The organism is Bacillus pumilus (assembly GCF_003431975.1).
Lineage (GTDB): Bacteria > Bacillota > Bacilli > Bacillales > Bacillaceae > Bacillus > Bacillus pumilus_N.
On sequence record NZ_CP027116.1, the window covers coordinates 3,902,793 to 3,921,019 of the forward strand.

19 protein-coding genes and 1 pseudogene are annotated in these 18,227 nt (G+C 42.3%); 6 read left to right on the forward strand and 14 right to left on the reverse strand.

All coding sequences use genetic code 11. The features are described 5' to 3' along the window. Nucleotides 1–37: 37 nt before the first annotated feature. The 4 genes from C5695_RS20140 (at nucleotide 38) to C5695_RS20155 (ending at nucleotide 3,274) form a co-directional block, all read left to right on the forward strand. Entirely contained in the window at nucleotides 38–1,003 is a 966-nt protein-coding gene (locus tag C5695_RS20140) for an ABC transporter substrate-binding protein (RefSeq protein WP_117732894.1), read from the forward strand. Nucleotides 1,004–1,083: 80 nt separating this feature from the next. After that, nucleotides 1,084–1,818 carry an alpha/beta hydrolase gene (locus C5695_RS20145; protein ID WP_117732897.1) on the forward strand — a complete coding sequence of 245 codons (735 nt, stop codon included), beginning with the start codon at nucleotides 1,084–1,086 and terminating at the stop codon, nucleotides 1,816–1,818. A 72-nt stretch (nucleotides 1,819–1,890) separates the two neighbouring features. Further along, nucleotides 1,891–2,037 carry a YycC family protein gene (locus tag C5695_RS20150; RefSeq protein ID WP_081112346.1) on the forward strand — a complete coding sequence of 49 codons (147 nt, stop codon included), beginning with the start codon at nucleotides 1,891–1,893 and terminating at the stop codon, nucleotides 2,035–2,037. Between the two features lie 22 nt (nucleotides 2,038–2,059). After that, entirely contained in the window at nucleotides 2,060–3,274 is a 1,215-nt protein-coding gene (locus C5695_RS20155; protein ID WP_117732899.1) for a CynX/NimT family MFS transporter, read from the forward strand. 41 nt (nucleotides 3,275–3,315) lie between these two features. On the opposite strand, the gene rplI is transcribed toward C5695_RS20155, so the two are convergent. From rplI to C5695_RS20170, 3 genes are read right to left on the reverse strand one after another with little or no spacing between them, the layout of a single operon-like run. After that, nucleotides 3,316–3,765 carry a 50S ribosomal protein L9 gene (rplI, locus tag C5695_RS20160; RefSeq protein ID WP_034323903.1) on the reverse strand — a complete coding sequence of 150 codons (450 nt, stop codon included), beginning with the start codon at nucleotides 3,763–3,765 and terminating at the stop codon, nucleotides 3,316–3,318. Beyond that, entirely contained in the window at nucleotides 3,762–5,741 is a 1,980-nt protein-coding gene (locus C5695_RS20165; protein ID WP_117732901.1) for a DHH family phosphoesterase, read from the reverse strand. The genes rplI and C5695_RS20165 overlap by 4 nt, the downstream gene beginning before the upstream one ends. 30 nt (nucleotides 5,742–5,771) lie before the next feature. Next, nucleotides 5,772–6,710 (reverse strand): YybS family protein, encoded by a 939-nt coding sequence (locus C5695_RS20170; protein WP_148977267.1) that lies wholly within the window; start codon nucleotides 6,708–6,710, stop codon nucleotides 5,772–5,774. Nucleotides 6,711–7,011: 301 nt separating this feature from the next. Between C5695_RS20170 and C5695_RS20175 the strand changes: the two genes are divergently transcribed. Continuing rightward, a complete protein-coding gene (locus C5695_RS20175) occupies nucleotides 7,012–7,941 on the forward strand; it encodes a manganese-dependent inorganic pyrophosphatase (RefSeq protein WP_117732905.1) in 930 nt (309 codons plus the stop codon). 52 nt (nucleotides 7,942–7,993) lie between these two features. On the opposite strand, the gene C5695_RS20180 is transcribed toward C5695_RS20175, so the two are convergent. The 3 genes from C5695_RS20180 to C5695_RS20190 form a co-directional block, all read right to left on the reverse strand. Continuing rightward, on the reverse strand, nucleotides 7,994–8,851 hold the full coding sequence (locus C5695_RS20180; RefSeq protein ID WP_117732908.1) for an anti-sigma-V factor RsiV: 858 nt from the start codon (nucleotides 8,849–8,851) through the stop codon (nucleotides 7,994–7,996). After that, on the reverse strand, nucleotides 8,852–9,346 hold the full coding sequence (locus tag C5695_RS20185) for an RNA polymerase sigma factor SigV (protein ID WP_117732910.1): 495 nt from the start codon (nucleotides 9,344–9,346) through the stop codon (nucleotides 8,852–8,854). Nucleotides 9,347–9,495: 149 nt separating this feature from the next. Then, entirely contained in the window at nucleotides 9,496–10,152 is a 657-nt protein-coding gene (locus C5695_RS20190) for a hypothetical protein (protein ID WP_117732911.1), read from the reverse strand. 195 nt (nucleotides 10,153–10,347) lie between these two features. Here C5695_RS20190 and katX point away from each other — a divergent pair. Further along, nucleotides 10,348–11,846, forward strand: a pseudogene (gene katX / locus C5695_RS20195) (catalase KatX). A 48-nt stretch (nucleotides 11,847–11,894) separates the two neighbouring features. On the opposite strand, the gene wrbA reads toward katX, so the two are convergent. The 8 genes from wrbA to rpsF form a co-directional block, all read right to left on the reverse strand. Then, nucleotides 11,895–12,509: an NAD(P)H:quinone oxidoreductase gene (gene wrbA / locus C5695_RS20200; RefSeq protein WP_187441386.1), complete on the reverse strand. Its 615-nt coding sequence runs from the start codon at nucleotides 12,507–12,509 to the stop codon at nucleotides 11,895–11,897. Between the two features lie 72 nt (nucleotides 12,510–12,581). Continuing rightward, entirely contained in the window at nucleotides 12,582–13,190 is a 609-nt protein-coding gene (locus C5695_RS20205) for an alpha/beta hydrolase (RefSeq protein ID WP_117732915.1), read from the reverse strand. Next, entirely contained in the window at nucleotides 13,187–14,158 is a 972-nt protein-coding gene (locus C5695_RS20210) for a ring-cleaving dioxygenase (RefSeq protein WP_233230769.1), read from the reverse strand. Before C5695_RS20210 ends, C5695_RS20205 begins: the two co-directional genes overlap by 4 nt. Before the next feature lie 192 nt (nucleotides 14,159–14,350). Next, the gene (locus C5695_RS20215) at nucleotides 14,351–15,868 is read right to left on the reverse strand and encodes an ABC transporter permease/substrate-binding protein (RefSeq protein ID WP_117732919.1); all 1,518 of its coding nucleotides are present in this window, start codon (nucleotides 15,866–15,868) and stop codon (nucleotides 14,351–14,353) included. Then, nucleotides 15,861–16,826 carry an ABC transporter ATP-binding protein gene (locus tag C5695_RS20220; protein WP_117732921.1) on the reverse strand — a complete coding sequence of 322 codons (966 nt, stop codon included), beginning with the start codon at nucleotides 16,824–16,826 and terminating at the stop codon, nucleotides 15,861–15,863. The genes C5695_RS20215 and C5695_RS20220 overlap by 8 nt, the downstream gene beginning before the upstream one ends. Before the next feature lie 202 nt (nucleotides 16,827–17,028). Then, nucleotides 17,029–17,268: a 30S ribosomal protein S18 gene (gene rpsR / locus C5695_RS20225; RefSeq protein ID WP_008347556.1), complete on the reverse strand. Its 240-nt coding sequence runs from the start codon at nucleotides 17,266–17,268 to the stop codon at nucleotides 17,029–17,031. Nucleotides 17,269–17,308: 40 nt separating this feature from the next. After that, nucleotides 17,309–17,854 (reverse strand): single-stranded DNA-binding protein SsbA, encoded by a 546-nt coding sequence (ssbA, locus tag C5695_RS20230; RefSeq protein WP_003215157.1) that lies wholly within the window; start codon nucleotides 17,852–17,854, stop codon nucleotides 17,309–17,311. A gap of 36 nt (nucleotides 17,855–17,890) precedes the next feature. Beyond that, complete coding sequence (gene rpsF, locus C5695_RS20235) at nucleotides 17,891–18,178, reverse strand: 30S ribosomal protein S6 (protein WP_003215073.1); 288 nt, start codon at nucleotides 18,176–18,178, stop codon at nucleotides 17,891–17,893. Between the last annotated feature and the right edge of the window lie 49 nt (nucleotides 18,179–18,227).

Here is an 18,227-nt window from a genome sequence, read left to right on the forward strand (position 1 = left end):
TTAATTGAGAACAATTATCAGTTAAAGGAGAAAACAAATGAAAAAATGGTTCGCATTGCTTACCCTTAGTATCATGACGATCATAACAGCAGCCTGTGGTGCTACAGAAAATAAACCTGCTTCAAACACAGCCAAAAGCAAGTCAGCTGAAATAGCAGAAACAAACATCAATTACTTAGATCAAACGTACAAACTCAAAACACCAGTGAAAAGAGTTGTCATCGCTGGAAGCCTAGAATCTATGGAAGATGCAAAATTACTTGATATTGAGCCTATTGGTGCTTCTACTGTAGGCGGCACGTTCCCTGAATTATTTAAAGACATCACAGCGAAAACAGAAGGCATCGGTGAAAAAACAGAACCGAACCTAGAGAAAATCTTAAAACTAAAACCAGACGTAATACTCGGATCAACAAAGTTCCCACCTGCAACAATTAAAAAATTGGATAAAGTCCAAACGACGATCCCAGTATCACATGTCTCTTCTGACTGGGAAAGCAACCTTTTATTGCTTGGTACACTTACTGGAAAAAGTGAAAAAGCGAAAAACATCATTTCTGATTACCAGAAAGAGCTCAAACAAGCGAAAGAAACCCTGAAAGACAAAAGCAACAACAAAACAGCTGTCATTTTACGCATTAGACAGGGTGACCTGTACGTGTATCCTGAAGACGTATACTTTAACTCTACCTTATATGGAGACTTAGGATTTACAGCACCAAGTGATATCAAAAAAGCCAAAGCACAAGCAATGATTTCAATGGAGCGCCTGGGCGAACTCAATCCTGACTATATTTTTGTTCAGTTCTCTAAAGAGGAAAACTCATCGAATCCTAATGCATTAAAGGACTTAGAGAAAAATAAAATTTGGACAAGCCTAAAAGCTGTAAAAAATGGCCACATCAATGAAAATGTCGTTGATCCTATGCTTCAAGGAGGAACTGCACTAAGCAAAACAGCGTTCCTTGATAAAGCTGTCAAATGGTTAGAGAAAAACAACTAAAAAAAGAAGACAAAGGGCTAAAATTTTTAGCCCTTTGTCTTCTTTTCAGCGTAGTTGAAAATCTTGAGGAGTGAATACACATGAATGGAACGTTTCTATATGATGAGTTTAACGGGCGTCAGCTTGATATTTACCTTCCACAGAACACCTCTATTAATGTTCCAGCTGTCTTTGTACAAGATGGCTCTTCTTTGTTTAGAACACATCTGCTAGAGATCGAAAGACTGATCGAAGCCAAAACCATCTCGCCAATCATCATTGTCGGCATACATCCTTTCAATCGACTTGACGAATATACACCATGGAAAGCATCATCACTGCGATCTGGGTTTCCTGACTTTAAAGGTGAGGCGGAGACGTACGTGTCATTTTTAGCGAATGACTTGCTCCCATATATCAAAAGAGAATATCCAGTCAAGCAGAACTGTCATGAACATAGTCACATAGGTGCCTCATTGGGTGGGCTATTTGCTATGTATACCTTATTGATTTACCCTGCCCTTTTTAAAAACATCGCATCTATCTCCGGGTCATTTTGGTATCAAAATTTTTTACCGTTTGCTAAACAACAAAGCATTGAATGTGTGGATCACCTTATTTATTTGTCTGTAGGCAGTGAAGAAGGTAAAGGCAAAGCATCCGCTCAAAAGCACATGCCTTTATTCAATAAACAACTACATGACCTTTTATTACAAAAAGGAATGCAGGAATGGCAGCTGCAATATCACATCGAACAAGGGGAGGGGCATCACCTGACACAATTCCAAAAGAATTTCTTATCCGCCCTAAAGTGGTTTTATCAAAGAGAACTCTAGTTTTTTATCAGCATGGCACAAAGCCGATATGATATATTGGAACTTATAGATTAAAAGAGGAGGGTTTTGCATATGAGACCTTTACAAATCTCAGCCGATACCGCACAAAAACTTGCGGCATCACTCAATGTACCCATTGAACAAATCATGCATATGCCGCAGCATATCTTAATCGCTAAACTAGCAGAGCTTGAACAGAAGAAAGATCATTCTTCTTAAACAAATAAAGGAGTTTACATTCATGGAACAACAACTAGACCAATCAACCTTACACCCTCGCAGTAAAGGACAAACCATCCTGCTGATTGCTGGAATTTTACTCATTGCATTTAACTTACGGCCTGCCATTACGTCCGTAGGACCTCTCATCGGCGTCATTCGTTCCGATTTGCAGCTGTCAAATGGACTTGCGGGTTTTCTCACGACATTACCACTGCTCTCATTCGCATTACTTTCTCCCATTGCACCTAAAATCGGAAAACGACTTGGCAATGAACGAACCCTCTGGCTAGGGCTTGCTGTCCTTCTATTTGGGATTGTGATTCGCTCATTGGGCTCGATCACCTTCTTGATGTTGGGAACAGCGCTTGTCGGTGTCGGAATTGCGATATGTAATGTGCTCTTACCGGGGCTCGTGAAGCATAAATTTCCTGCACATGCTGGTTTGATGACAAGTGTATATACGACCTCGATGTCCGTCTTTGCGGCACTGGCTTCAGGTGTCAGTGTTCCGCTCAGTCATACGATGCCTGGCGGCTGGAATACATCATTCCTCGTATGGGCTGGCCTTGCACTACTCGCGATGATGGTCTGGGCGCCGCAGCTTCTTCATCAGAACACAGCGGCCGTCAAAAGCATTTCGCTCACAGAGCAGCCGATATGGCGTTCACGTGTCGCATGGCAGGTGACCTTTTTTATGGGGTTGCAGTCATTCCTTTTCTATAGCAGTATCGCCTGGTTTCCTGATATTTTAACATCACATGGAATGAACCTGTCGACAGCCGGCTGGATGCTGTCCATTATGCAGTTTGTTGGGCTGCCATCCACCTTTTTAACACCTGTTTTTGCAGAAAAATTAAAAACACAAAGACCGCTTGTCGTCGGCCTTGTCCTTGTGTATTTATTTGGCATGATCGGACTTCTTCTCGGAGGATCGACGCCTATTCTTGTCATCTCTGTTTTATTGATCGGTGTTGGACAAGGGGCTAGCATTAGTCTTGCCCTCACATTTATCGGATTGCGGACGACCAATATGGAGCAAGCCGCTGCCCTTTCTGGAATGGCTCAGTCTCTCGGTTATTTATTAGCCGCCGTTGGTCCATTCATGATCGGTATCCTTTTTGATCTTACACATACATGGACGCCATCCATTATCATCTTTATCATCATCCTATTTTTCATGCTTTTATCCGGTATGCGTGCCGGACGAAGCGTCTATATCTCAGATCCATCATAAAAAAAGAACCCGCCTCCTCGTGAGACGGGTTCTTTTCTGCTTTATGCTTGTTCAGTCACATGAACCTTTAACGTTGCTTGTACTTCTGGATGAAGCTTCACCGGTACATTTGTGTAACCTAATGCACGGATGGCGTCATTCAGCTCGATTTTACGCTTATCGAGTTTGATTTGATGATCTTTTTGCAATTTATCAGCGATTTGTTTGCTCGTAATTGATCCAAACAGACGGCCGCCTTCACCTGATTTTGCTGTAAGTTCTACTGTTAGCGCCTCAAGTGTTTCTTTTAGTTGTTTCGCTTGTTCAAGCTCTTGGATGGCATTCTTTTTCTCTTTGTTTTTCTGCCCTTCCAATGCACTTAGGTTCGTTGGATTTGCTTCAACCGCTAACCCTTGTTTGATGAGGAAGTTGTGAGCGTATCCATCTGCTACATTCTTGACTTCGCCTTTTTTCCCTTTTCCTTTTACGTCTTTTAGAAAGATGACTTTCATCTTTGAACCCCTCCTTCGAAATATTCATCAATGGCAGCTTTTAACTGCTCTACTGCTTCTTCAATGGTTATACCATACATTTGAGTGGCAGCGTTAGTCAAATGACCACCGCCATCTAACGCTTCCATGATAATTTGGACGTTGATATCTCCTAACGATCTCGCACTAATGCACACCGTGTTGTCATCTCGTCTAGCGACAGCAAATGACGCTTCTACCTCACTCATTGACAACAGGGAATCAGCCGTCTGCGCAATCGTAATTTGATCATAATACTCCGATCTGTCAGACGGCAATGAGGCAATCGCCACCTGGTTTTGATACAGCTCTGTATGCTGAATGAGCTTTGCCCGTTTGATGTAATGATCCACTGTCTCTTTTAAGAACTTTTGTACAAGGACAGGATCTGCTCCCTTCGCACGTAGATAGGAAGCGGCATCAAACGTTCTTGATCCCGTTCTCAGTGAGAAGCTCTTCGTATCAACGATAATCCCTGCGAGAAGCGCAGTAGCCTCAATCATGTTAATGCGTAATTTCTTCGGCTGATACTCTAAAAGCTCTGTCACAAGCTCTGCTGTAGATGAAGCATACGGTTCCATATAGACAAGTAAAGGATCACGAATAAATTCCTCGCCGCGTCTATGATGGTCAATGACCACGACGTTTTCAATCTTATTCAGCAGTCGTTCTTCCATGACGAGAGACGGTTTATGTGTATCCACGACCACAAGCAATGTATCATCCTTTGCAAGCTCCATCGCTTCCTCTGGGGTGATAAAACGTGACCAAAGATCTTCATAATTCTTAATTTCACTAATTAAGCGCTGAACACTGTCCCCAATCTGGTTGGCATCAATGACAATATAGCCTTCTTTCCCATTGGCTTGAGCGACCTTTAAAATCCCGATGGATGCACCGATCGAGTCCATGTCTGGGAACTTATGTCCCATGATCATGACATTCCCGCTTTCAGCTACAATTTCTTTTAAAGCATGAGAAATGACCCGTGCGCGTACGCGCGTTCTTTTCTCCATTGGGTTCGTTTTACCACCGTAGAATTTCACTTTTCCATTCGGCTGCTTAATGGCTACCTGATCTCCGCCTCGTCCAAGGGCAAGGTCAAGACTTGACTGCGCAAGTGCCCCAAGCTCTTTTAAAGAAGGAACAGACGCACCGATCCCGATACTGAGAGTAAGCGTCGCACTATGCGCCCCTGTTTTCTCACGGACTTCGTCTAAAATGGAGAACTTCGACGCCTCCAGTTCAGCCAAGATGCTCTCATTGAGAACCGCCATAAAACGTTCTGACGAGATTCGCTTCAGGAAAATGCCATATTCCTGTGCCCAATTGTTTAATAAAGACGTCACTTCACTATTAATAGCGCTACGTACCTGATCATCAAGGCCTTGCGTGACATCGTCGTAATTGTCTAAAAAGATATAAGATAACACCGTTCGTTCATTTTCGTATTGTCTTTCAATCTGTACCTGTTCCGTGACATCAAAGAAATACAAAAGGCGCTCTGAGCGTTTAATAATGACTTTGAATTTTCGGTCATTCAGCGTCACATTTTCTGTCTCGACCTCTTGTTTAATGAGAGGCACAATGGACTCGAATGTATCATACAAAGATCTGCCGACAAGTGTGCTTTCATGAAAGCACGAAGCGAGAAATGGATTTGTCCATTCGATATAATACTGGTCATTAAACAGCATAATACCAATTGGCATTTCCATTAGTGCTTCTTCTCCAACCTTTTTGACTCGATAGGATAATGTTGAAATATATGAATCAATTTCTTTTTGAACTTGCGTATCTGCCCATTTTAAGAAATAGAGCACACCTGCAAGAACAAAAAGACCAACCGCTCCTATGATCCAATTAAAATAAAGGTTGAGGAGAACTGTGACCATCGCAAAAACAATGAGCGCGATGATCGGATACTTGATGACAGGTTTTCTATAGAAGCTTGGCACTGATATCAACTCCTCAACATTCAGAGTGAATTATTTGTTTTTTACTTTTCCCCTTAAATCAAAGCCTATGTCAGCAATCCCTATTATACGCACAATCACACCGATCGTCGGATAAAGGAACCCTAACACGATAGCGAAAATGGGCACCGCTTTTGAGATGCTCTTTTCGTGGCAATAATAGAAGATAAAAGAAAATCCCTGAATAAGCACCAGTATAAATAAAATTCGAAATGCACTCGTTTGAACGAGCCATAAAAAGCTGCCTTTTTCCGTATGAATCAGCAGCAAAAGCATTGTGAGTAAATAATACCATACCATGCTTTTTCGCAGCCGCATATCCTTAAATTTCTTCAAGGCTGGCATGTCTTTGACAAACCGTTTGATCAGAGGCTGCACGAACCAGTGGTTCACAAACGCCAGCAGTGTCACACCAATTAACAGCGCTACAGGCAAAGCACTCAATGCAGCATCTTGTATCTCTCTGAACTGCTTCAGCTGCTTTGCGATGTCCCGCTCAGAAATGCCGGATTGCTTTAAGGCACTCTCTAACATCGGCATCACTTGTTCAATTGACTCTTTCGTGATACTCATCATATCGATTTGAAAAAGCTGAACACTGACAACAAATGAGATGAGAAAACTGAATAAATAGATCAGCGCACCTGCAATGATGGCATTTCCTGGCTGTCTTCTGCTGTAGAAAATTCCCATGCCTAATCCGGCAGCGATCAATATAGGTGCACTGAGTAGCCCATTAATAGACCCAATTAAAAAGCTGATCACTATCCCAATAGCGCCAGCAGCAATTCCTTTTTTCAAGCCGTGCCTGATTGTATAGAGGATGATTGGAATCGGAGCAGCTAGAAAGAAAATAATGGATAATAGTGGCACATACAAATAAAACAGCGTCATGACAGAAAAAATACTGATCATGATAGCACCCTCTACTAACGCTTTTGTTTGTTTCACACCTTCACCTCTATCCAATCCTTTTACTATATCTTGCTCAATGTGTCCTTCTATGTATACGTAAGATGTAAGCTACATCCTGTCTTGCCCAACCTTTATTTTACCATAGCGGCAAATCCCAAGTAAAATGCAGGCTATTCTCAGAGCGTTTCACGTGGAACACTAATATGAAATCGCACATGCAACTTTTCAATTAGCATGTTACAATTTTTTAGATTATTCTTAGCTATAAACCCTGAATTCAAGGTCAAAAGCTGTTAGAATAGAAACATCATCAATAAATGTAAGAAGGAGAATTCACATGGGAAAAACACTCGTATTCGGACACAAAAATCCTGACACAGACACGATTTGCTCTGCTATCGCTTACGCTGATCTAAAAAACAAAATTGGCGTCGAAGCAGAAGCGGTCAGACTTGGAGAAATCAATGGAGAAACACAATACGCATTAGATTTCTTTAAACAAGAAGCACCTCGTTTCATTGAAACGGCTACAAACGAAACAAAGCAAGTCATTCTTGTCGATCATAACGAATTCCAGCAAAGTGTAAGCGATATTGATCAAGTACAAGTGACTGAGGTTATCGACCATCACCGTATTGCCAACTTTGAAACAAGTGAACCTCTTTACTATCGCGCTGAGCCTGTTGGCTGCACAGCAACGATCTTGAACAAAATGTACAAAGAGAACCAAGTGACGATTGAAAAAGAAATCGCTGGTTTGCTTTTATCTGCCATCATTTCTGATTCCTTACTATTCAAATCCCCAACTTGCACACAGCAGGATATTGATGCTGCGCATGAGCTGGCAAAAATCGCGGGGGTAGACCCTGAAGTATATGGTTTAGACATGCTGAAAGCAGGAGCTGACCTAAGCCAAAAAACGATTCAAGAATTAATCACACTGGATGCAAAAGAGTTCGCACTAGGCAGCAGCAAAGTGGAAATTGCACAAGTTAATACAGTAGATATCGCCGAAGTAACAGCAAGACAGGCTGACATTGAAGCGAAAATCAATGAAGTCATTGCAGAGAAAGGTCTTGATGTATTCGTTCTAGTGATCACAGACATTCTAGAAAATGACTCCCTTGCACTTGCACTTGGTGCCGAAGCTGCAAAAGTAGAAAAAGCATTTAACGTCACACTTGAAAACAACACCGCTTTACTTAAAGGTGTTGTATCAAGAAAGAAACAAGTCGTACCTGCACTAACAGACGCACTTTCTTCATAAAACACGACAAGACTGCTGAATTGTTCAGCAGTCTTTTTTCTCTATCTTCTTTTTAATGAATGTACATATCACTGACAAGGATATCCTTTAACACACTTGTTGGAATCGTGAATTCCACTACACCCATGTATCCAGGCGCCACATCATATTCATTAAAGGAAATCACAAGCTTCCCTTTTGAATTGATATAGAAGCTTTGATCTGGCTTAATTTTCTTAAATGGATCCGCCATATCTTGCTTGCCAATCCAATACATTTTGTTTGAATCCTCTTTCATCTGTTTCTTCATTTGTTCTTTAATATTTTCACTAATCACATCAATATAACGATCATCTTTAAACAGGCTTGGTAATGTAATGAGTACATGGTTTTTCTTATCAACCGTATCATACGTCATTTCTTCTGACGCAGAAGCCTGAGTCGTCACCTTGTATCGACCTAGTGAAAGAATTTGATCATTGTTTGTTCTCACTTCATATCCACTCTCAACACTTAAATGACCATTTTTATAACCCTTTGTTTCCTTTTCAAAATCTTGATACAGCTTTTTGTTTTCAGCTAAATATTTTTGATTCAGGCTGTCTTGTAATGTTCCGTCCCCAAGCCCAGAAACGTGTGGTGTTTTAAGGTCAATATTCGTTCCTTGATCGCTCTTTTTAAATTCTGTGAATGTCACGACTTTCACCAGCTCGCCAATGACAGGTACCTCTGAAATGGCTCTTGCCGCCTGTGGACTGACATTCACAGTCGTGACAAATAGAGCAGCCGCAGCAACAAGTCCGATAGTCCATTGTTGAAAATGAGGCTTTTTATTTTTTCGTTTCAATGTTCGTTCAACCATAGCATCATATTCCGGTGGAATAGGGATTTCTAAATATTCATCTTTTAACTGTTCCAAATACTTATCCATTTACATTTCCTCCTGTGATAATTCTACTTTTAAAAGCCGCAGCGCCTTATATAATCTTGTTTTAATGGTGTTTTCATTTTCATCTAGAATGTGGGCGATGTCCTCTAGTTTTAAATCTTCAAAGAATCTCAAGATAATGATGACTCGGTACATTTCGGGCAAATCCTCTATGGCTTGTCGGACGTCTTGATCCTCATAGACATCTGATTCGCCCTGTGATAAGAATTCAAGCGTGTCATCATCTGTCACTTGCACCCGCTTCTTCTTTCGTAAAAAGTCTAGGGCAGCGTTCACTACGATTTTATAAAACCAGCTATGCATCTTACTTACATCCTCTAGCCGGTGGACAGATTTGAGCGCTTTATGAATCGCCTCTTGAACGACATCCATCGCATCCTCTGGATTCTTGACATAACTGTAGGACAATCGATAAAAACTATGTTTATGCTCCATTACGTAATCAGCAAATTGATCCTCAATCTTTCGTTTCTTCATTTTACAAAGAGCTCCTTTATCTTAAATGCGCATCGGTTATTTCTTACAATGGATAGACGCGCACCTTTTGAAAATAGTTTGCGCTCGATTATTTTTTAACATGTCGTCCCATTTCTATTTCTATACAAAAAAGAGCAAACCAGACGGGTTCACTCTTTCAATGCAGATATCGTTTGATAAACAAACTGTTTTAATGGAGAAAGCGGATGAATGATGGGGACACCAGTCTCCTCTTCCATCTGCTGCGAAGCACGAACCATGGATAACTGCATCACACAAATGTCTCCGCTTTTTTTTATACATCTTCTGAGCTGCTTTTTAATCTGCTCCTCATAAGCCTGCATATCACCATTTAGGCAAAGGTGAAAGACATCCTCCATCACGATCACTTCTGCATCAATCTGTTTGCCTCGATCTTTGGCATATGACTCAAGCCGCTTCATCGTCCCTTCCACTGTAGCGGGGTTTGAAAACACAAGTTGAAGAGATTCTTTTTTCTCACAAATCAGCTCAAATACTGGTTCATCAATCGGAACAATCGGTTGTTTAAACAGGTGCTGCTGTTCACCCAAAGCTGCAATGTATTGTGTACACGTGAGCAGAGTAAGATCAGCTTTATCTTCTTGCATCAGTTTGTTAATGGCATAGGCTTGCTGCTTGTGATGATCAAAAGTGGGATCTTGTGTAGCGCGTTCTATAAAGGATGAATCGACCGTATGATAAAGCGCAAGATCGGTATCGCCAAAAACATCTTCTATATATGACTGATTGGACGGATGGGCGTGAAGGCAGTGTAATCGAATCATCAGGTTCGCTCCTCGTAAAAGTTTTCAATCATTATATCAATCCTTGTATGAAATAGGGAGAAAGATGACCATATTGTTAGGGAGATATTGAAGGAGGGATTTGAATTGAAAGAAGATCAACAGCCTAAGCCATCTTCAGAGTCAGATGACACTTTAACGAACAGACAAGGTCACCCCGTAACAGACAATCAAAATATGAGAACCGTTGGAAATAGAGGACCAACTACGCTTGAAAACTACGATTTCCTAGAAAAAATCAGTCATTTTGATCGCGAACGTATTCCTGAACGTGTCGTCCATGCGCGCGGGGCGGGAGCTCACGGTTACTTTGAAGCCTATGGCACATTCGGTGATGAACCTATTTCTACTTATACAAGAGCAAAATTATTTCAGGAAAAAGGGAAAAAGACACCTGTTTTCGTCCGTTTTTCTTCTGTTATTCACGGCGGTCATTCGCCAGAAACATTGCGCGATCCGAGAGGGTTTGCGATTAAATTTTATACAGAAGAAGGCAATTGGGACCTCGTAGGAAACAACCTGAAAATTTTCTTTATCCGAGATGCTTTGAAGTTTCCAGATTTGGTTCATGCCTTTAAGCCAGACCCTGTTACGAATCGGCAGGACGGCGAGCGTATTTTTGACTTTGTCTCGCAATCTCCTGAAGCGACACATATGGTGACATTTCTCTTTTCACCATGGGGCATCCCAGCAACTTATCGGCACATGCAAGGCTCAGGTGTCCATGCGTACAAATGGGTAAACCATGAAGGAAAAGCAGTGCTGGTCAAATATCACTTTGAACCAAAGCAAGGCATTCGCAACCTGACACAAGAACAGGCGCAAGCGATTCAAGGTGAAAACTTCAATCATGCCACACAGGACTTATATGAAGCCATTGAGCAAGGAGATCATCCTGAATGGGAGGTTTATGCGCAGATCATGGAAGATGATGCACACCCTCACCTTGACTTTGATCCGCTTGATCCGACAAGCTATGGTACAAGGATGACTATCCTTGGAAACCAATCGGACGAATGGTGTTAAACAAAAATCCAGAAAATTATTTCGCAGAAGTCGAGCAAGTCGCCTTTGGGACAGGCGTTCTCGTAGACGGTTTGGATTTCTCAGATGATAAATTGCTTCAAGGACGAACCTTCTCCTACTCTGACACGCAGCGCTATCGTGTGGGGCCAAACTATTTACAGCTGCCAATCAATGCACCGAGAAAGCATGTCGCCACGAATCAAAGAGATGGGCAAATGGAGTACCACGTCGATCAAGGCAAAGGACAAAACCCTCATGTGAATTATGAACCATCGATCCTTGGCGGATTAAAAGAAGCCAAGCAGGATGGAAAAGATCATACGCCTTTTGTAGAGGGTGACGTCAAACGAGAGGCCATTGACCGTCCGAACAACTTTGGACAAGCCGGAGAAACGTATCGCCGCTTCAATGATTGGGAACGTGAGGAACTGATTAAAAATTTAGTCAACACCCTTGCTACCTGTCAAAAAGACATTCAAGAGCAAATGATCGAAAACTTTACGAAGGCAGACCCTGATTACGGAAAGCGAGTCGCTGACGGCTTAAAAGCCTTTAAACAAGAACAACCAAGCGGACCTATAGGCTCTACAGGCGCAGCCCAAGCCGTGGACGAAGCGATCAACAACAGCACACCATCAGATCCTTATTAAATAAAAAAGAATGCAGCGTCTAGGCTGCATTCTTTTTGTATCCATCGATTAAGCGTTTTGACCTTTTTTAATCCATTCTGCAACATTGACTGTACGTTTTGCTTGATGTTTTGCAGCAGCTTCTGCATCCTCTTGGATCTTTCCATTTTGGTCAACAGTGACACTCACGCCGTAAGGGTTGCCCCCTGCACCGTATAATGAGTCATCAGTGTATCCAGGAGCGGCGATAATAGCTCCCCAGTGGAACATCGTTGTGTAAAGGCTGAGAATGGTTTGCTCCTGTCCGCCATTTGGGTTTTGTGCAGATGTCATCGCACTTACTGCTTTGTTTGCCAATTTTCCTTGGAACCACAAGCCGCCAGTTGTGTCTAAAAATTGCTTCATTTGAGCCGGTAAGTTACCAAAACGTGTCGGCATGCTAAAGATGATGGCATCTGCCCACTCTAAATCACTCAATTGAACCTCTGGGACATCCTTTGTTTCATCTAAATGTGCTTTCCATGCTGGATTTGACGCCACAACTGATTCAGGAGCCAATTCAGGAACCTTTAATATTTTGACTTCTGCTCCAGCTTCTTTCGCTCCAGCTTCAGCCCATTTTGCCATCTGATAGTTTGTACCTGTTGAACTATAATAAATAATCGCTAACTTTACGTTTTCCATTTGTTCCATCTCCTTTTGATTGGTTTGTCCAAAAAGTTTTTGTAAGAATCCCAACTGTATTCCCCACCTTATTTAAAATTGACGACGATACCATAAAGCCGCAGCATCGACTTCTTCTCTCGTTAGCTGATGTCCACGATTTTCCCAATGAAGTGTAACAGACGCGCCTGCCTCCTGAAGCAATTGCTCAAGCTCCTGTGATTCCTCTGGACGGCACATTGGGTCATTTTCACCAGCTGCTATAAAGACTTGTTTCCCCACTAATGAAGGCATTGAAACCCCGCGTCTCGGGACCATTGGATGATGCAAGATAGCTCCTTTTAACGCATCCTCGTAATGGAATAAAAGACTTCCTGCAATGTTCGCCCCATTGGAATATCCGAGAGCGACGACATTGTGACGATCGAACCCATATTCTTCTGCTGCCTCGCCGATAAATGTATACAGTTCCTCTGTCCGCTCAATTAAATCCTGTTCATCAAATACACCCTCTGCCAAACGTCTGAAAAAGCGCGGCATACCGTTTTCCAACACATTTCCTCTCACACTAAGAACAGAAGCGTCCGCATCTACTAAATCGGCAAGCGGCAATAAATCTTCTTCCGTTCCGCCAGTACCATGCAGTAATAACAAAACAGGTCTTTGTTCATTCTTTCCTTTTCGAAAAAGATGTTTCATCATGCATCTCCTTTCCCTTTCAACTCTCTCACTTCTATTGGCAGTACAATTTGTTCAATCTGACTGCGCTGCGCCTCATATTGAGGTGGCAGTTTCAATGCTTCACCCATTGTTTCCACTGATTCATCGTGTGCAAACCCTGGAGGATCAGTCGCAATCTCAAATAATATGCCGCCAAGCTCTCTAAAATAAATGGCATTGAAGTAATTTCGGTCTTGCACAGGAGTCACTTGATACCCGCTTTGCGCAATATGTCTTTGCCAATCTAATTGATCCTGATCATCTGTTGCTCTCCATGCAATATGGTGCACCACCCCAACACCCATACGTCCTCGTGCAACAGGTGTTTTGTTCACATCAATCACATTGCCAATCTCACCAAATGAACGGAATCTCACATAGTCCTCTTCTGCTCCGACTCGTTCAAAACCCATTGTTTTTTCGAGTAGCTGCATCGTTTGCTCAGGCTGTGACGTTAACAAAACCGCTCCGCCAAATCCTTTGATCGCAACATCTGGTGTGACTCCGTTAAATGTCCACTCATTTTGTTTCCCTTCCGCACGCTCTACAAGTTCAATTAACAAGCCGTGTGGATCTTCAAATGAGAGAAAGGCTTCACCAAAGCGTTCAACCATTTCATAAGAAATATCAAATTGCTCTAGACGTTTTTTCCAAAAAGAGAAAGCGCCCGGCGGCACAACATATGTCGTCACACCGACTTGACCGGCGCCAATTTGTCCTTTTTGAGCACCTGGCCAAGGGAAAAACGTAATAATCGTTCCTGGAGTTCCTCCTTCATTTCCAAAATATAAATGGTATGTGCCCGGATCATCAAAATTCACGGTCTTTTTCACGAGACGAAGCCCTAAAACACCTGCATAAAAATCAACGTTCTCCTGAGGATGCCCTACAATGGCTGTAATATGGTGAATTCCTTCAGTTTTCTTCACTTCTAATGACCTCCTAATCATGAAGTAACAAGCCTCTATTCATTATGTCTTTACTGACGCCTTTATATTATCTCGAATTCGAGATATTAAATCAAAAAAATATATTTATCTCGAATTAAGGATATGATGTTTTTTAATAAATGTCAACAATTTTTGTTTTTTCTTTTAAAAAAGCAGATCTGCTTGATACATGACAGACCTGCTCTTCCTTAATTATTTCAATAATTTTTTCTTTTTTAAATAGGCTTTCGCTACCTGAAATGCTTCCTTACCTTTCACATTCACTTCATAATTCATCTCTCTCATCTCATCGTCTGTGATTTGGCCACCAAGCTTATTGAGAGAGGTCTCAATCTCAGGGTACTCAGTTAATGTATCCTGCCTTAGCAGTGGTGCTCCTTGATATGGCGGGAAAACATGCTGATCATCATCGAGCACCTTTAATTTATATTGTCTCAATTCACTGTCTGTCGAATATGCATCGACCAAATTGATATCCCCTTTTTGAATGGCTCGATACCGAAGCTTCGGTTCCATCGTGACCACATCGTCAAAGGAGAATTGATAGACCTTTTGAATACCTCGATACCCATCCTGACGATCAGAAAATTCTAACGTAAAACCAGCTTTTATACGATTCTTGATCTTGCCTAAATCTGAAATATTGGATACATCATATTGATCGGCCAGCGACTGAGGCACAGCTAAAGCATACGTATTGTTGTAAGCCATCGGCTCAAGAAGACGGAGCTGAAAGGATGATTCCAAACCGCGCCGCGCTTGCTCATACACTTTTTCTTTATCTGTGCTTTTCGCTGTTTCTTTAAGGAACTCAGAAATTGCAGTACCTGTAAACTCAGGATAAATATCAATATCACCGGAGCGTAAAGCTTGAAAAACAAAGGACGTCTTGCCAAGACCAGGCTTAAGATTGACTTGAATATCCGTATCCTGCTCAATTAAAAGCTTATACATTGAGATCAAAATTTCAGGCTCCGCCCCTAACTTTCCACCAATGGTGATTTCTTTCTTTTCTTGTTGAAACAGTAATGGGCCCGCGACAACTGCTCCTGCAATCACAGCAAAAGCCGTCACAGAGATCAACGTCTTTTTAAAGGATATTTTTTCAAAAGTACGCAGCACGACATCAAATAAGAGAGCGAGCAGGGCAGCTGGTATGGCGCCGATGACAATGAGCGACATATCATTTCGATCAATTCCAAGTAGAATCAGACTTCCTAATCCTCCAGCTCCGATCAGTGCGGCAAGAGTGGCAGTCCCCACAATGAGAACCATCCCAGTTCGGATACCAGCCATGATGACTGGCATGGCCAGAGGCAGCTCCACCTTTAATAACCGTTTGCGGTGATTCATTCCCATGGCGAGAGCCGCTTCTCTTAGGGAAGGGTCGACCTCCTGAATGCCTGTATATGTATTTCTTAAAATAGGGAGTAGGGCATAGACGACAAGCGCGATAATGGCAGGAACTTGCCCAATCCCAACGAGAGGAATCAGCAAGCCAAGCAGCGCGAGCGACGGAATTGTTTGCAAGACAGCCGTCACCCCAATCACCCACTCCGCTAGCTTCGGTACCCTCGTTAAATAGATACCTAATGGAATGGCAATCAAAATCGCTAAAAATAAAGCAATAAAAGAAATTTGAATATGCTCTAGTAAGGCGTGACCCAATTGTTCTTTTCGGTCCCATAACACACTGGTCCAATCATTCATGTGACTCGCCCCGCTCTCTAGGAAAATCAGCTAAAAACTGAATCACCGCTTGACGATTCACTAGACCCATTCGCTCCCCATCCTTTTCCACAGCCAATTCCTCATGCTTTGCCAATTTAGATAAGACATCATCCAGCGGTGCATGTGCTGAAATAACTTCATAGCCTAAAAGAGCCTCCTGAGTCATTGGTCTAGCTATGGTCTCTAACTCAAACGCTTGATGTCCCACATGGCGAGCAGCCCCTGAGACAAACTCTCGCACAAAGTCATTGACTGGGTATTGAACCAATTCCTCTGGACGACCAATTTGCACCACTTTACCTTCCTTCATGATACAAATTCGGTCACCAAGTCTCATGGCTTCTTGCATATCATGTGTCACGAAGACAATGGTCTTTTGAATACGGCGCTGCAAATCAAGCAGATCATCCTGCAATTTCTCCCTCGTCAGTGGATCTAACGCACTAAAAGGTTCATCCATGAGGACAATCTCTGGATCAGCCGCAAGAGCACGTGCCACACCGACACGCTGCTGCTGTCCGCCAGACAGCTCTGACGGCTTTCGATGTCGATACATAGCTGGATCAAGCCCAACCATCTGCATCAATTCATCGACACGTTTATTGATCTCGCTCCGGCTCCACTGTTTAAGCTCTGGCACCACAGCGATATTTTCTTCAATGGTCATATGAGGAAAAAGAGCGATTTGCTGCAGGACATACCCAATATCCCAGCGTAGCTCATACATATCATAGTCACTTACATTTTGGCCCTTTATGTAAATTTCACCTTCTGTAGAAGAAATGAGACGATTGATCATTTTCAATGTCGTCGTTTTCCCGCTTCCACTAGGTCCAATGAATACAAAAAACTCACCTTTCTGAATCTCCAAATCAACCGATTGAACGGCATAGAGGTCATCAGAAAATTGCATCGATACCTTCTTAAATTCAATCATCTTCCCACGCCCTGACTGCAATTATTTTCTAGACTACCAATATGACAGATCGACCCCGTATTTGTATAGAACAAACTGTCTCTTTTACATACTTCCCCTAGGATGCCCACCAAAAACAGCTCAAACCAATTTAAATGAGATTCTTCGTCAAACAAATAAAAAAAGCGAAGAGCTCGAGGCTCTCCGCTTTTAAGTCAACGACTTACTCACCAGTAACGTATGGAAGTAATGCCATTTGACGTGATTTTTTAATCGCTAATGTCAATTTACGTTGATACTTAGCGCTAGTTCCTGTTACACGACGAGGTAAAATTTTACCACGCTCAGAAACAAACTTTCTAAGAAGATCAACATCTTTGTAATCGATGTGCGTGATACCGTTAGAAGTAAAGAAACATACCTTACGACGTTTCGCACGACCGCCTCTGCGTCCACCTGCCATTTGTTTTCACACCTTTCCTTTAGTCATTTTTTCAGATCAATTAGAATGGCAAATCATCATCGGAGATGTCAATCGGTTTACCATCATTCGCAAATGGGTCATCATTAAAGCTATTTCCCTGATTACGATTTTGTTGGTTGCTTTGATTGCCATATGGATTTTGACTTGGTTCATTTCCGAATGGATTCTGATCGTTTTGGCTACCGCCATAATACTGGCCTCCGCTATTACCACCGCCGCTGTATCCACCTGAACCAGCACCGCCGCTCTTAGGCTCAAGAAATTGAACACTTTCAGCTTGAACCTCTGTCACGAAGACACGCTGTCCTTGCTGATTTTCATAGTTTCTTGTCTGCAAACGACCGTCTACACCGGCAAGACTTCCTTTTTTCAAGAAATTAGCCACGTTCTCGGCTTGTCTTCTCCAAGTAACACAGTTAATGAAATCGGCTTCACGCTCTCCAGATTGATTCGTAAACGTACGATTCACAGCTAGAGTAAACGTGGCTACAGCCGCACCATTAGGCGTGTAGCGAAGCTCAGGGTCTTTTGTTAGTCTTCCGACCAATACAACACGGTTTAGCATATTGAAAGACCACCTTTAAATATATATTTCAATGATTTATACTTCTTCTTTAACAACAATGTGGCGAATGATATCGTCACTGATCTTAGCTAAGCGGTCAAATTCTTGAACTGCTGCAGCGTCAGATTGAACGTTTACGATTTGGTAGAAGCCTTCACGGAAATCGTTGATTTCGTATGCAAGACGACGTTTACCCCAATCCTTTGTTCCAGTGATCTCCGCACCGTTAGAAGTTAACACGTTATTGAAACGCTCGATAACTGCTTTTTTAGCCTCATCGTCAACTGTTGGGCGGATGATGTACATAACTTCGTACTTTCTCATCTGATTGCACCTCCTTTTGGTCTAAGCGGCCCTAAACGGGCAAGGAGCA